This is a genomic window from Providencia heimbachae ATCC 35613, assembly GCF_001655055.1.
GTDB lineage: Bacteria > Pseudomonadota > Gammaproteobacteria > Enterobacterales > Enterobacteriaceae > Providencia > Providencia heimbachae.
Window position 1 is genome coordinate 40,190 of sequence record NZ_LXEW01000021.1, and the last position, 14,704, is coordinate 54,893.

19 protein-coding genes are annotated in these 14,704 nt (G+C 42.0%); 11 read left to right on the top strand and 8 right to left on the bottom strand.

Features of this window, described 5'->3' with window-relative positions; all coding sequences use genetic code 11:
• Positions 1 to 63: 63 nt before the first annotated feature.
• The 7 genes from murA to mlaF all read right to left on the bottom strand — a co-directional run bounded on the left by murA (position 64) and on the right by mlaF (position 4,898).
• Positions 64 to 1,326 (bottom strand): UDP-N-acetylglucosamine 1-carboxyvinyltransferase, encoded by a 1,263-nt coding sequence (gene murA / locus M998_RS07005; protein WP_068440862.1) that lies wholly within the window; start codon positions 1,324 to 1,326, stop codon positions 64 to 66.
• Positions 1,327 to 1,378: 52 nt separating this feature from the next.
• Positions 1,379 to 1,633 carry a BolA family iron metabolism protein IbaG gene (gene ibaG / locus M998_RS07010; protein WP_068440859.1) on the bottom strand — a complete coding sequence of 85 codons (255 nt, stop codon included), beginning with the start codon at positions 1,631 to 1,633 and terminating at the stop codon, positions 1,379 to 1,381.
• Between the two features lie 205 nt (positions 1,634 to 1,838).
• Positions 1,839 to 2,138, bottom strand: coding sequence for a lipid asymmetry maintenance protein MlaB (gene mlaB / locus M998_RS07015; RefSeq protein ID WP_068908178.1), 300 nt, complete (start codon positions 2,136 to 2,138; stop codon positions 1,839 to 1,841).
• Between the two features lies 1 nt (position 2,139).
• The gene (gene mlaC, locus M998_RS07020; protein ID WP_068440853.1) at positions 2,140 to 2,769 is read right to left on the bottom strand and encodes a phospholipid-binding protein MlaC; all 630 of its coding nucleotides are present in this window, start codon (positions 2,767 to 2,769) and stop codon (positions 2,140 to 2,142) included.
• Between the two features lie 35 nt (positions 2,770 to 2,804).
• Entirely contained in the window at positions 2,805 to 3,302 is a 498-nt protein-coding gene (gene mlaD / locus M998_RS07025) for an outer membrane lipid asymmetry maintenance protein MlaD (RefSeq protein WP_068908179.1), read from the bottom strand.
• A gap of 3 nt (positions 3,303 to 3,305) precedes the next feature.
• Positions 3,306 to 4,088: a lipid asymmetry maintenance ABC transporter permease subunit MlaE gene (gene mlaE / locus M998_RS07030; protein WP_068440846.1), complete on the bottom strand. Its 783-nt coding sequence runs from the start codon at positions 4,086 to 4,088 to the stop codon at positions 3,306 to 3,308.
• A 6-nt stretch (positions 4,089 to 4,094) separates the two neighbouring features.
• Positions 4,095 to 4,898, bottom strand: coding sequence for a phospholipid ABC transporter ATP-binding protein MlaF (gene mlaF / locus M998_RS07035; RefSeq protein WP_068440843.1), 804 nt, complete (start codon positions 4,896 to 4,898; stop codon positions 4,095 to 4,097).
• 480 nt (positions 4,899 to 5,378) lie between these two features.
• Between mlaF and kdsD the strand changes: the two genes are divergently transcribed.
• From kdsD to rnk, 11 genes are all read left to right on the top strand, one after another.
• A complete protein-coding gene (gene kdsD, locus M998_RS07040) occupies positions 5,379 to 6,347 on the top strand; it encodes an arabinose-5-phosphate isomerase KdsD (RefSeq protein WP_068440840.1) in 969 nt (322 codons plus the stop codon).
• 19 nt (positions 6,348 to 6,366) lie between these two features.
• Positions 6,367 to 6,918 (top strand): 3-deoxy-manno-octulosonate-8-phosphatase KdsC, encoded by a 552-nt coding sequence (kdsC, locus tag M998_RS07045; protein ID WP_068908181.1) that lies wholly within the window; start codon positions 6,367 to 6,369, stop codon positions 6,916 to 6,918.
• A gap of 16 nt (positions 6,919 to 6,934) precedes the next feature.
• Positions 6,935 to 7,516 carry an LPS export ABC transporter periplasmic protein LptC gene (lptC, locus tag M998_RS07050; RefSeq protein WP_068440837.1) on the top strand — a complete coding sequence of 194 codons (582 nt, stop codon included), beginning with the start codon at positions 6,935 to 6,937 and terminating at the stop codon, positions 7,514 to 7,516.
• Positions 7,513 to 8,076 carry a lipopolysaccharide ABC transporter substrate-binding protein LptA gene (gene lptA / locus M998_RS07055; protein WP_068440834.1) on the top strand — a complete coding sequence of 188 codons (564 nt, stop codon included), beginning with the start codon at positions 7,513 to 7,515 and terminating at the stop codon, positions 8,074 to 8,076. The genes lptC and lptA overlap by 4 nt, the downstream gene beginning before the upstream one ends.
• A gap of 5 nt (positions 8,077 to 8,081) precedes the next feature.
• Positions 8,082 to 8,807, top strand: a complete 726-nt coding sequence (lptB, locus tag M998_RS07060) for an LPS export ABC transporter ATP-binding protein (RefSeq protein ID WP_068440831.1) — start codon at positions 8,082 to 8,084, stop codon at positions 8,805 to 8,807.
• Between the two features lie 90 nt (positions 8,808 to 8,897).
• Entirely contained in the window at positions 8,898 to 10,343 is a 1,446-nt protein-coding gene (gene rpoN, locus M998_RS07065; RefSeq protein ID WP_068440828.1) for an RNA polymerase factor sigma-54, read from the top strand.
• Positions 10,344 to 10,365: 22 nt separating this feature from the next.
• Positions 10,366 to 10,653 carry a ribosome hibernation promoting factor gene (gene hpf, locus M998_RS07070; RefSeq protein WP_068440827.1) on the top strand — a complete coding sequence of 96 codons (288 nt, stop codon included), beginning with the start codon at positions 10,366 to 10,368 and terminating at the stop codon, positions 10,651 to 10,653.
• A gap of 104 nt (positions 10,654 to 10,757) precedes the next feature.
• The gene (gene ptsN, locus M998_RS07075) at positions 10,758 to 11,225 is read left to right on the top strand and encodes a PTS IIA-like nitrogen regulatory protein PtsN (protein WP_068440824.1); all 468 of its coding nucleotides are present in this window, start codon (positions 10,758 to 10,760) and stop codon (positions 11,223 to 11,225) included.
• Positions 11,226 to 11,391: 166 nt separating this feature from the next.
• Entirely contained in the window at positions 11,392 to 12,243 is an 852-nt protein-coding gene (rapZ, locus tag M998_RS07080; protein ID WP_068440821.1) for an RNase adapter RapZ, read from the top strand.
• Positions 12,243 to 12,515, top strand: a complete 273-nt coding sequence (gene npr / locus M998_RS07085; RefSeq protein WP_068440818.1) for a PTS phosphocarrier protein NPr — start codon at positions 12,243 to 12,245, stop codon at positions 12,513 to 12,515. Before rapZ ends, npr begins: the two co-directional genes overlap by 1 nt.
• A 191-nt stretch (positions 12,516 to 12,706) precedes the next feature.
• Positions 12,707 to 13,117, top strand: coding sequence for a nucleoside diphosphate kinase regulator (gene rnk / locus M998_RS07090; protein WP_068440815.1), 411 nt, complete (start codon positions 12,707 to 12,709; stop codon positions 13,115 to 13,117).
• A gap of 126 nt (positions 13,118 to 13,243) precedes the next feature.
• On the opposite strand, the gene pmbA is transcribed toward rnk, so the two are convergent.
• Complete coding sequence (gene pmbA, locus M998_RS07095; RefSeq protein ID WP_068440812.1) at positions 13,244 to 14,584, bottom strand: metalloprotease PmbA; 1,341 nt, start codon at positions 14,582 to 14,584, stop codon at positions 13,244 to 13,246.
• Positions 14,585 to 14,704 lie beyond the last annotated feature (120 nt).

The window sequence follows — 14,704 nt, forward strand, 5'->3', positions numbered from 1 at the left end:
AACAATATGTTGAACAACCTTTTTATTTTTATCTCGTAATAAACTTAACACTAAACTCGCTAATTACTCGTCTGAGTGCACACGTTGTATATCTGCACCTAAACCACGTAATTTATCTTCGATATGTTCATAGCCACGATCGATATGATAAATACGGTCAACCGTTGTAGTACCTTCCGCAATACAGCCTGCAATAACAAGACTCGCAGAAGCGCGTAAATCGGTTGCCATCACCTGTGCGCTGGTCAGCTTTTCAACACCGTGACATAGCACGGTATTGCTTTCAATTTCAGCATGAGCCCCCATACGAATCAGTTCTGGAATGTGCATGAAACGATTTTCAAAAATAGTCTCGGTGATCATACCCGCGCCATCAGCAACCAAATTCAGTAAGCTAAATTGGGCCTGCATATCAGTTGGGAAGCCGGGATGCGGCGCTGTACGCAAGGTGACCGCTTTAGGGCGCTTGCCTTCCATATCTAAGCTTATCCAATCTTCACCAATTTCAATTTTAGCCCCTGCTTCACGCAATTTAGCTAAAACGGCATCAAGTGTATCAGGGCAAGCATTACGGCAAATCACTTTGCCTCTTGATACCGCTGCGGCAATCAAGAAAGTGCCTGTTTCGATACGATCAGGCAACACTCGGTATGTTCCGCCACCTAAACGCTTAACACCTTCAATCACGATGCGGTCAGTGCCTGCGCCAGTGATTTTTGCACCTAGAGTATTTAAGAAATTAGCGGTATCTTCAATTTCGGGTTCTCGCGCTGCATTTTCGATGGTTGTTGTGCCTTCCGCTAAAGTCGCCGCCGTCATGATAGAGACAGTCGCACCCACACTGACTTTATCCATAACAATGCAAGCACCCTTAAGGCGCCCATCGACTGTTGCTTTAACATAACCATCTTCTAATACGATATTTGCGCCAAGCTGCTCTAAACCTGAAATATGTAAATCGACTGGACGCGCACCAATAGCACAACCGCCAGGTAAAGAAACTTCGCCATGACCAAAACGTGCCACCAGCGGTGCAAGTGCCCATATAGATGCACGCATTGTTTTAACTAGGTCATAAGGCGCACAGTAAGTTGTTACCGTGCTAGCATCGACGAAAACCGAACCATTACGTTCAACTTTAGTCCCTAATTGATTAAGCAACTTAATGGTTGTGTCGATGTCCTTAAGGTGAGGAACATTCTGTATTTCTACTGGCTCTTCAGCTAATAAAGCAGCGAACAGGATTGGTAATGCCGCGTTTTTTGCGCCAGATATAGTGACCTCACCCTCTAATCGGGTTGGTCCTTTAACTAAAAACTTATCCATTCAAGTATTCTCGTGTGTCGAATTTTACATACTGTTCGCTTGATTTTTGAAATCAAAAACCACTTAGCTTGCGATCGCGTTCCCACTGGGCAGGCGTGTACGCTTTGATTGAAAGTGCATGGATGCGGTTATCCGCAATGTATTCCATCAAAGGTGCATAAACGGCTTGCTGTTGCTTAACACGGCTCATGCCGTCAAATAGATTACCAACGGCAATAACTTGAAAGTGGCTACCATCACCCGTGACAATAGCTTCATCCAGTGACAGTTTTTCCATCAGTACTTGTTTAATTTCATTGATTTCCATAATGACTCAATTTTATGATTATTTGTAATTGATAATACTACCCTAAATAATTCAAGTTGCATGTAAGCGATATCGATAACCATTCAACTCGGAATATGACAGGGATGTGTATCTATCCTAAAGGATTAAGCATAACACTTAAACCAAAGAAAACGCCTCTGAAGCAGAAATACAGGCAGAGGCGCTATTTTTTACATAAACTGACTTAATTAAGCAGTATTGCTTTCACCCCATACAGCTCAATCAAGGTATTTAAGTTATCACTAACGCCAATGATATCCAGTGCGTCATTTTTGGCTTTAATCTCACCCTTAAGACGCACTAACATGGCAAGCCCCGTTGAATCCACATGAACAAGGCCAGAAAGATCAATTTTTTCAATACGATTAGCACTGTTAAACAATGGATGTCTCTCATTCCAAAATGACATTAACGAGTCTCTATCCAATGTCCCAGATAGAAATAAGGTCGTTTCGGTTTGCTCCCATGCTAACGTGTTACTCATACTAATTATTCTCTTCTAAAGTAATCGGGGTTTTGGCGTTAGCCTCTAACTGCTTAGTTAGACCATCAATACCTTGCTTACGAAGAATATCACCCCATTCATTCTGCTTAGTGGTGATCATACTGACACCTTCCGCAATCATGTCATAAGCTTGCCAGTAACCTGTTTTACTGTTTTTACGCCACTGGAAGTCTAAACGAACAGGTGGACGCCCATTGCTATCATTGATGGTGACACGAATGGCAACAATGTTTTTCTTGTCTAAAGGCTGCTCTGGAGCAATTTGATAGGTTTGACCATGATACATGGCAAGTGCTTGACCATAAGCTTGCTCAAGGTAAGCTTCAAATGCTTTAAAGTAAGCATCACGTTGAGCCGGTGTCGCTGCTTTATAGTAAGTACCTAAAACCAAGGCACCTGCGTATTTTACCTGAACGTAAGGCAAAAGTTCTTGACGAACAATCGTTCTTAAATATTCAGGGTCTTGTCTAATTTTTGATTGTTCTGCTTTTAATCGCGTAAATGTTTTATCCGCTGCTTCATCCATCAGCTTGTAGGGATTCGTTTGATCTATCGCCATCGCAAAAGGCGCAATCGCTAACATCGCAATCATAACTAAACGTTTAAACATAATTCATTCCTTCAAAATTCATAGGGAACATAAAATTAATGTGATACTGGCTCAGCGGCTTGGCTATCACCACTTTTATACAAAAACTGCCCGATTAAATCTTCTAATACCATTGCAGGCTTGGTATCTTCCAAACGCCCACCATCTTTTAATATTTGAGTATCGAACTCTTCACCGTCAGGACCAATATTCATTGCGATATATTGCTCGCCCAACAAACCTGATGTGCGAATAGAAAGTGAACTAGAATCAGGAATATTGTCATATTCACTGAGCAAATCAATTTTAACATCCGGTACATAGCTGTCTTTGTTCAAGATGATACTGGAAACTCGACCAACAACAACGCCACCCACTTTTACGGGTGAACCTTCTTTTAAGCCACCGATATTTTCGAACGACGCAGAAACCTGATAGGTTGACTGGCTACCGATCGATTTTAAATCAGCCACTTTTAAGCATAGAAAAATAATTGCGGCGATCGCCAGCAACATAAAACAACCTACCCATATTTCACTTTTTTTACTTTGCATGACTTAGTTCCCAAACATCAGAGCAGTAAGTACGAAATCTAATCCCAAAACCGATAATGATGCATGAACAACCGTTCTCGTTGTTGCTTGACTAATTCCTTCCGAGGTAGGCACCGCATCATAACCATTAAAGAGTGCTATCCAAGTCACTGTGAATGCAAAAACTAAGCTCTTGATAACACAGTTGACGATATCTAAACGCCAATCAATTGAGGATTGCATCGAAGCCCAAAAGAAGCCTTCATCAATACCTTTCCAGTCCACACCGACTAATGCACCGCCTAAAATACCGACCGCCACAAAAATAAGTGATAACAGCGGCATGCTGATAAACCCCGCCCAAAACCTTGGTGCTATGACGCGTCTTAGTGGATCGACCGCCATCATTTCAAGGCTGGAAATTTGTTCAGTGGCTTTCATTAAACCGATTTCTGCCGTCAACGCAGAACCCGCACGACCTGCAAATAATAAAGCAGTGACAACCGGCCCTAATTCACGCAGCAACGATAACGCCACCATCATACCGAGACTCGCTTCAGCACTAAAAGTCGTTAAAACCAAGTAACCTTGTAGCCCCAAAACCATCCCAATAAATAATCCGGAGACCGCGACAATCAGCAATGACTGCACACCAACCGCATACAGTTGCTTCATTAATAACGGCCACTGTTTTTTAACTTCAGGCTTGCCAAACAGTGCGCGAAATAGCATATATCCAGCGCGACCAAACGCTGAAAAAGTATCAATCCATCGACGTCCGAAGGCAGCAATCGCCTTTATAATCATCTTATTTTACCCTAATAAATCAGCCAGATAATCATCGGCGGGAAAACGGAATGGAACTGGACCATCCGCGATACCATCCAAAAATTGCCTCACACGAGGATCTTGGTTATCGCGTAATTCATCCCCTGTCCCTTTGGCGATAACATGCTGTTGGGCGACAATATACGCTTTATCAGCAATGCTCAAAACCTCGGGTACATCGTGGGAAACCACCACACAAGTCACACCTAAAGCTTGGTTTAATTCATCAATCAATTTAACTAACACACCCATTGTAATTGGGTCTTGCCCGACAAAGGGCTCATCAAACATAATTAAATCTGGGTCAAGTGCTATCGCACGTGCTAAAGCGGCACGACGAGCCATTCCCCCTGATAACTCAGATGGCATTAGTTTTGCTGCACCGCGCAGCCCCACCGCCTCTAATTTCATCATCACCGTAGTATGAATTAAAGATTCGGGCAAATTGGTATGTTCACGCAATGGAAACGCCACATTGTTGTAAACATCCATATCGGTAAACAGCGCGCCAGACTGAAATAACATGCTCATTTTCTTGCGGGATTGGTACAATTTAGAGCGCGATAATGCTGGAATATTATCACCATCAAACCAGATTTCTCCCTGATTTGGACGAAGTTGCCCACCAATCAGGCGTAGTAACGTGGTTTTACCAATTCCTGATGGCCCCATGATCGCTGTAATTTTACCACGAGGTACAGATAGGTTAATATTTTCAAATATTTGCCTATTACCACGGGTGAACGACATGTCCCGTACTTCAATTAAGTTATCTGTCTGTGCTTGCATTTGTCTGATAGCTCATTACATCACGCCTAATTTTATCTTTTATAAGCTTGAATCTTACAGAAAGATAAACCGAAAATCGTCAAATATCACATTAAATTTAGCTTATAGCATTATAACGCTTAAAATGTGATTTTTAATGTTACAACTGTATGTGTATATAAATGAAATGTCTTAAAAACAGTTAATGATGTTCATTATGAATCAATATTTGCCTTAAAAAACAGCAGATAGATCTGATAACAAATATATTTGTCACTCATTGAGAATACGCGATTTTATAAATATTTTTTGGTTCTCGGTGCTAATAAAATACCATTAATCTGATTAACAGTGGCGTCGACTAATAATAAAATAGTAATTAGACGCTAAAGTAGCACTAAAAAGCGCTTAACAGACAAAATACTTACTGATACTAAGTATTCGTTATACAATCCAATTTCGCTAATCCGATTAACTGAAAAGCTACGCATGGAACTAGAAATGTCAAACTTCGATTTTCAGCAAGTAGGTAAAGATGTTCTCCGTATCGAACGTGAAGGCCTTAATAATCTCGAACAATATATCAATCATGACTTTGACCGCGCTTGCCAGCTAATTTTCACCTGCCAAGGAAAAGTCGTTGTCATGGGAATGGGTAAATCGGGACATATTGGCAAGAAAATCGCAGCGACATTAGCCAGTACCGGAACTCCCTCATTTTTTGTTCATCCAGGTGAAGCCAGCCATGGCGACCTAGGGATGATAAACAACAAAGATGTCGTTTTAGCGATATCTAACTCTGGTGAATCAGGTGAAATCTTAGCCTTATTACCCGTATTAAAAAGAATCAAAGTTCCACTTATTTGCATGACGAACAACCCCGACAGTAACATGGGTAAGTATGCGGATATCCATCTGTGCATAAAGGTTCCACAAGAAGCCTGCCCACTTGGACTGGCGCCGACAACCAGTACTACCGCAACATTAGTTATGGGTGATGCACTTGCAATCGCACTACTGACGGCTCGAGGATTCACCGCTGACGATTTTGCCCTTTCTCATCCTGGCGGCGCACTTGGACGCAAGCTTTTACTGCTTGTTCGTGATTTAATGAGTAGAGGTGATGACATCCCTTACATCTCCAAAAGTGCAAGCCTACGTGAAGCATTGGTTGAAATTACGCGTAAAAAATTGGGTATGACTGTCATTTGTGATGATGAGATGAATATTGAAGGCATTTTCACCGATGGGGATTTACGCCGTATCTTTGATATGGGGATCGACCTAAATAATGCTAAAATTGCTGATCTCATGACCCCCGGCGGGATCAGAGTCTCTCCAAATATACTCGCAGTTGAAGCACTGAATTTAATGCAGTCTAAACACGTGACCTCTTTATTGGTTGCCGAAAACAATAAATTGGTTGGCGTCCTGCATATGCATGACCTGCTCCAAGCGGGTGTTGTATAAGGTATAACAAGGAATAACAATGGAATTAAACACCTGCTACGGCCCTATCGCCCGCTCAGTAATAGAAAAAGCCGCTAAAATTAAATTATTAATTTGCGACGTCGATGGTGTGATGTCGGATGGCTTAATTTATATGGGTAATAACGGTGAAGAGCTCAAAGCGTTCAATGTCCGTGATGGCTATGGTATACGCTGTTTACTCACATCAGACATTGAAGTCGCCATTATTACAGGCAGACAAGCTAAACTCCTTGAAGATAGAGCCAAAACATTGGGTATTACATATCTTTACCAAGGTCAAAGCGATAAGCTTTTGGCGTATCGTGAACTGTTAGATACACTACAGTTAACTGAAGATGAAACCGCCTATATTGGTGATGACTTAATTGATTGGCCTGTTATGGCAAAAGTGGGTTTATCTGTAGCAGTAGCTGACGCACATCCTCTACTGCTCACGAAGGCTGACTACGTTACCAAAATTGGTGGCGGTAAAGGCGCCGTTCGCGAACTCTGTGACCTCATCCTTCTTTCACAAAATAAATTGAAAGAAGCTAAAGGCTTATCGATTTAAAGAATAGAAATAATTCATGAGCAATACGAAAAAGTGGTTAATCATTATTCTATCCCTCATTGTACTTGGGCTTATTGGCTGGAACCTTTCCGGCTCGGATTCAGGACAAACGACGGGTAGCGTAATAAATGACGGCCAACCTAATTATCAAACTGATGATTCTGTGACTTTCGTCTATAATCCTGCAGGCGATTTAGCATACAAACTCATCGCCACGAAAATTGATAATTACACTGAAAGTAAGATCACTTGGTTTTCTCAACCTGTTTTAACAACCTATAACGAAGCTGGGGTCCCCACTTGGACAGTCAAAGCATTCAAAGCAAGGTTAACAAGCGATAGGGTCTTATACCTTTACAGTGATGTGCAGGTCGACAGCTTAAATAAAGAGTCACAAATTCAACAAATTACAACTGAAAGTGCGGTTGTCAATTTGACAACACAAGACGTTTCATCTGAAGATAAAGTCACCATTACTGGGCATGGGCTCAATTCTACAGGTTTAAAAATGAAGGGTAACCTACGTACGAGAACCGCAGAATTAATCGAAGATGTGAAAACTTATTATGAGTTACAACCAAAAGAGCAACAAAAATGAACCAAGTAACTAAGAAGCGTTTTATTCAAGGAGCCGTTGCCAGTGCAATTTTAGCTCTTAGCCTACCCGCTATGGCGCTAAAAAGTGACACACAACAGCCAATGACGATTAATTCTGTCAAGCAATCCCTTGATTTAGAAAAGAACATTACCACTTTTACTGATGATGTTGTGATAAAACAAGGCTCTATTGATATTAAAGCCAATAAAGTTGTTGTCACACGCCCAAGTAGCGATTCAGATAAAATTGTTATCGAAGCTTTTGGTACTCCTGTAACCTTTTATCAGTTACAAGATGATGGCAAACCTATCAAAGGGCATGCGGCAAAAGCGCGCTATGAAGTTGATAAACAACTCGTCACATTAACGGGCGATGCTTATCTTGAACAGCTCGATAGCAACATTAAAGGTGATAAAATCACTTATGTCGTACCAACTCAGCAAATGGAAGCTTTCAGCGACAAAGGTAAACGTGTCACTACTGTAATACTGCCAGCGCAATTACAAGAGAAAGGCCCTGCTGCGAACAGTTCGTCCACCAACACGAGTAAGAGTAAATAATCGTTATGGCAACACTTACCGCAGAGAATCTGGCAAAAGCGTACAAAAAACGCAAAGTTGTTGAAGATGTTAGCCTTGAGGTTAAATCTGGCGAAATTGTTGGTCTACTCGGCCCCAACGGAGCGGGTAAAACAACCACCTTTTATATGGTGGTCGGCATCGTTCAACGTGATGCAGGCAAAATTATGATTGATGGCGAAGACATCAGTCTGCTTCCACTGCATGAGCGTGCTCGCCGAGGTATCGGATACCTTCCACAAGAAGCCTCAATTTTCCGTCGTCTTAGTGTGTATGATAACCTAATGGCAGTGTTAGAAATCCGCCACGATTTAAACACCCAGCAGCGCAAAGAAAGAGCAGAAGAGCTGATGGAAGAGTTCAGTATCACTCACTTACGCAACAGTATGGGTCAATCACTTTCCGGTGGTGAACGCCGTCGAGTCGAAATTGCACGCGCACTTGCTGCAAATCCAAAGTTCATTTTATTAGATGAACCTTTTGCGGGGGTCGACCCGATTTCTGTCCTCGATATCAAAAAAATCATCCAGCATTTACGTGATTATGGCCTTGGTGTCCTAATAACTGACCATAACGTGCGTGAAACGTTAGATGTCTGTGAAAGAGCCTATATCGTGAGCCAAGGTCACTTGATTGCTCATGGTACACCTACGATGATCCTTGAAAATGAACAAGTTAAGCGTGTTTATTTAGGTGAAGGTTTTAGGCTATAAGCCATTAAATCCTAGCACTTTAGTGGAAGATTCATTGAAGAGGTCGTTCGTTAAGATGCTCGTTAATTAAGATGGAGAAGAATCACATTCATGAAGCAAAGTTTGCAGCTCAGAGTCAGCCAACAGCTCGCAATGACACCCCAATTGCAACAGGCCATTCGTCTGTTACAGTTGTCTACACTTGAGCTTCAACAAGAGATTCAACTCGCCCTTGAAACTAATCCATTGCTGGAACAAGATGAGCAGGACACGGAATTAGAGCCCATCGATAATTTCGAGCAAAATACAGATAGTAGTGAAATTGATACCAAAGATGCGCTAGAAAAAAATGACATACCGGATGAATTGCCCCTTGACGCAGATTGGGATGAAATTTACTCCGCAGGTACGCCATCAGGGACAAGCAATGATTATAGCTTTGAAGAACTTCCTGTTTATCAAGGGGAAACAACGCAAACATTGCAAGACTACCTTGTTTGGCAAGCTGAATTAACCCCTTTTACTGATACCGATCGCGCTATTGCTGCCTCAATAATTGATTCAATTGATGATTCAGGCTATCTCACATCCACAATTGTGGATATCCATGAAGGGATTGATAACCCTGACATTACTCTAGAAGAAGTGATTGCCGTTCTAAAACGGATCCAGCATTTTGATCCACTCGGTGTCGCATCTCAGGATTTAAAAGAGTGTTTACTCATCCAACTTTCTCTTTACCCAAAAGATACCAATGGGTTAGCTGAAGCTAAGCTGATTATTAGCAATCATATTGACTTGCTGGCTAATCGCGATTTTCGTCAACTGAGTAAATTAACTCGTCTAAAAGAAGATGCGCTAAAAACCGCCATAGACCTGATACTCACCTTGAATCCCAAACCAGGGCAATCGATTAATACGGGTGAATCTGAATATGTGATACCCGACGTTCTGGTGAAAAAAATCAGCGGACACTGGCAAGTTGAGTTAAATACAGATAGCATCCCTAAACTAAGTATTAATAATCATTATGCTTCATTAATTAATAATTCAGCTAATGAAGGTGACTCACAGTATATTCGTAGTCATCTGCAAGATGCGAAATGGCTAATAAAAAGTCTCGAAAGCCGCCATGAGACACTGTTAAAAGTCGCGACGTGCATTGTTGAACAGCAGCAAGAATTCTTTGAGTTAGGTGAAGAACACATGAAACCGATGATACTGGCCGATATTGCCTATCAGGTGGATATGCATGAATCAACTATCTCAAGAGTGACAACTCAAAAGTTTCTCCATAGCCCTAGAGGTATTTTTGAGTTGAAGTATTTTTTCTCTAGTCACGTCAGTACTGATAGCGGAGGAGAAGCATCCTCAACAGCTATTCGTGCTCTAGTGAAAAAACTGGTTGCTGCTGAAAACCCAGCAAAACCATTGAGTGACAGTAAATTGACGAGTATGCTGGCCGAACAAGGTATTCAAGTTGCTCGTCGAACTGTTGCTAAGTATCGTGAATCGTTATCTATTCCGCCCTCTAATCAGCGTAAACAGCTGGTTTAATTGATAAAATAAGGAAGATTGTATGGAATTTCAGATTACTGGACACAATATTGAAGTGACTCCTGCATTGCGTGAAACGGTTGAGAAAAAACTCAAAAAACTAACGCAATTGTTTGATCGTATAAACAGTATTCAAGTTGTCCTTAAAGTTGAAAAAGTTCAGCAAATTGCTGAAGCTACCCTGCAAGTCAATGGTGCGGAGCTTCATGCATCAGCGGAAGAGAACGACATGTATGCTGCAATCGATTTACTGGTAGACAAACTGTCGCGCCAATTAACTAAGCACAAAGAAAAACTGAGACAACACTAATACATTGATGCGATCTAGGGCGTTTTCGCGTCCTAATCGATGAATGTTCCAAACCAGATGGTGGTATACGCCATCTGGTTTTGTAGTCCTAAGTGAATAATAAAATGAATAGTGATATAGAAATCCAATTAAGCGTTGTTTTATCATCAGCCTGTACACGTAATAACATCGTGTGCACGAGTAAGAAAAGAGCCTTAGAAATTATTAGCGAATTGGCTGCCGCTGAGTTGGAATTACCGGAAAATACGGTATTTGAAGCGTTATTAACCAGAGAAAAAGTGGGTACAACGGGTATTGGTGGAGGCATAGCAATACCTCATGGCAAACTCGTTGAGGGTAAAAATGCACAAGCTGTTGGTGTTTTTTTACACCTTGAAGAGCCGATTGCGTTTGATTCAATTGACAATCAACCTGTTGATCTCCTTTTTGCACTACTTGTTCCAGCAGATCAATGCAAAACGCATTTGCACACATTGTCGCTGATTGCTAAAAAACTGGCTGATAAAACCTTTTGTAAGCGTTTGCGGTCAGCACAAAGCGATAATGAGTTATATAGTATAATTACTGAGTAAATTATAAGTTTGCAACTTTTTGTGGTATCACAATGAAATCATTATGGTTTACACTGTTAAAAGATAATGGTTACGTTAAAGAGCAAAACCGTTAAATTTACTTGATAACTTATGGTCACATAGTTATTCACCTATTGGCCATCAAGAAATAGAAGGGAGTGAGTTCATGGTGCTGATGATTGTCAGCGGCCGTTCCGGTTCGGGGAAATCCGTTGCCTTACGTGCGCTGGAAGATATGGGTTTCTATTGTGTGGATAACCTACCGGTTGTGCTACTTCCGGAGTTGGCTAATTCACTCGCTGAACGTAACATTTCAGCAGCGGTTAGCATTGACGTACGTAATATGCCGGATAATCCAGAAGTTTTCGAAGAAGCAATTGATAAATTACCATCAACTTTCTCGCCACAGCTACTGTTTCTGGATGCCGATCGCAATACACTAATTCGTCGCTACAGTGATACTCGTAGGCTTCATCCTCTTTCAAGTAAAAATCTCTCTCTTGAAAGCGCCATTGATGAAGAAAATGAGCTTCTGGAGCCTCTGCGCTCACGAGCAGACTTAGTCATCGACACGTCTGAAATGTCAGTGCATGAGCTAGCCGAGATGCTAAGAACTCGTTTAATGGGCAAACGTGAACGCGAGCTGACGATGGTGTTTGAATCTTTTGGATTTAAACACGGCATTCCTATTGATGCTGATTATGTGTTTGATGTGCGTTTCTTGCCTAACCCACACTGGGATCCAAAACTGCGTCCAATGACGGGCTTAGATCGCCCTGTTGCTGCATTCTTGGATAGGCACACTGAGGTGCATAATTTTATTTATCAAACGCGTAGCTATTTAGAATTATGGCTACCGATGTTAGAAACCAATAACCGAAGTTATTTAACGGTCGCTATTGGCTGTACTGGCGGCAAACACCGCTCAGTCTATGTTGCGGAACAACTGGCAGATTACTTCCGTTCTAGAGGGAAAAACGTCCAGTCACGTCACAGAACACTAGAAAAACGTAAGTAATGAGTGTAACAGCCACCATTACGCTTAAAAATCGGCTCGGTATGCATGCAAGACCAGCTATGTTACTCTATGATTTAGTTAAACAATTTAACTCTAGGGTTGTTTTGCGTAATAATCATCAAATTGAGGCTGAGGCCGATAGCGTTATTGCCATGTTGATGTTAGACTCAGAACAAGGTAGCAAAATTGATATTGAGGTTAGCGGCCCAGATGAACACTTGGCATTATCCGCGATAATTAACCTATTCGAAAATGGATTTGATGAAGAGTAGCAACATCAATAACTCCTCAATCAACTTATCAATGTGCGTATTTTTACAGGTACAGGCCTGAGTTCGTGATCGCGATCTCTTCCCTTTAAAGCGTATAGCGCCTAATATTTTAAACAAATTTATTTATAGCGACACCCCCTACCTTTTGGGTGGGGGGTGTTTGCTTTGTATGTCTCTATTTGGAGTGTGGTATGAAAAAGCCAACAATTATTATCAATGATTTAGATGCTGAGCGCTTAGATGCGCTCATGGAACAACCCGCTTATGCAGATACTCCCGTTGCAGAAGCGTTGAATGACGAACTTGACCGTGCAGACATTGTGACTCCGCAGGAAATTCCGGCTGATGTAGTCACCATGAACAGCACAGTTCGTTTTCTTGACCTAATCAGTAACGAGGAACGTACTCGTACACTGGTTTATCCAGCATCGCTGAAAGACAGTGCAGAACAATTATCTGTAATGGCACCAATTGGAGCAGCACTGCTCGGCTTGCGTGTTAATGATGAAATCAGTTGGGCGTTGCCAAACGGCGTCGCAACGCGTGTTAGAGTACTCGAAATTGTTTACCAGCCAGAAGCGGCAGGTGAATATCATCGCTAAGGCTTTTCGCTATTAAAAAGAAGGCTTAGCGAAAAAAGTTTCAGCGAAGAAACTCCAGTAAGCCCTCTAGCGTATTCAGGCACTCATTTGAGTGCCTTTTTTATAAAATGAAGGTTTGTGCGAGGACTATTCCCCTGCAATGCTCATTTCAGGGATCAAGACAGATCCACACTGAATATTACTGCGGGTTTCAATATCATCAGCAATCGTGACCATATTCGCCCACATATCTTTTAGATTACCGGCAATGGTGATTTCGCTAACAGGATATTGAATCTCGCCGTTTTCAACCCAAAAACCCGATGCGCCACGAGAATAATCACCGGTGATCCCGCTGACACCTTGTCCCATCAATTCAGTAACTACCAAGCCAGTTCCCATCTGCTTTAATAAAGCATCAAAAGTAAGACCTTGCCCTGCGATACGCCAATTATGGATACCACCCGCATGGCCAGTGCTTTGCAGCCCTAATTTTCTGGCTGAATAGCTGGTCATCAGCCAGGTTTGTAATATACCGTTCTCAATAATATTACGTTCACTGGTGCGAACACCTTCACTATCAAACGGTGAGGATGCAAGTCCCCCCATTAAGTGAGGTTGCTCATTAATGGTTAACCAGCTGGGTAAAATTTGTTTGCCTAAGCTATCAAGTAAGAAAGAGGATTTACGATAAATACTGCCACCACTAATCGCACCCACCAAATGACCAAATAGACCTGTAGCCACTTCTGAGGCAAAAATCACTGGCGCTTTCATGGTACGTAACTTTCTTGGTGCTAAGCGTGCCAACGTGCGCCTAGCGCATTCTTGGCCTACCCATTCAGGGGATTGCAACGCGCTCAAGCTACGACCAATCGTGTAGGCGTAATCACGTTCCATATCACCGTTATGCTCTGCAATCACACAGCTAGATATTGAATAACGGCTAGAGCTATAGCTTTGTAGCATGCCATGGGAGTTACCAAATACGCGCACACCATAATGGCCATTGAAGCTGCCCCCTTCGGTATTAACAATACGCGAGTCAGCATTCAGTGCGGCCATTTCTGCTTGTGATGCTAATCTTATCGCTTCTTCAGGTGAGATTTCAGTCGCTTGAAAAAGATTCAACTCGGGTGCTTCAAAAGCCAAAAGTGATTTTTCTGCCGGCCCTGCACAAGGGTCTTCTGAGGTATAGCAGGCAATATCAATAGCCGCCTGTACGGTGCGCTCAATCGCTTCAGGACTTAAATCTGTTGAAGATGCACTGCCTTTACGTTGTTGATGATAAACGGTGATCCCTAAAGCGCCATCACTGTTAAACTCAACATTTTCGACTTCACCTTGGCGAGTACTTACGCTAATACCGGTGCTTTTGTTTACAGCCACTTCGGCGGCATCGCAACGGCTGTTGGCAAATTCTAATGCGTGGGCGACCGCATCTTCTAATTTTTTACGTTGTTCGTTGACTTGATCAGTTACACTCATGCATTTAGTCCAATAATGAGGGGTAAAAAGCAACTTTCTTCTCCAACATGCAAATGTCAGGTAGTCATTAGGGCTTTTTCCCAGTTACAATACATAATATATAAATACTAACATCCACAA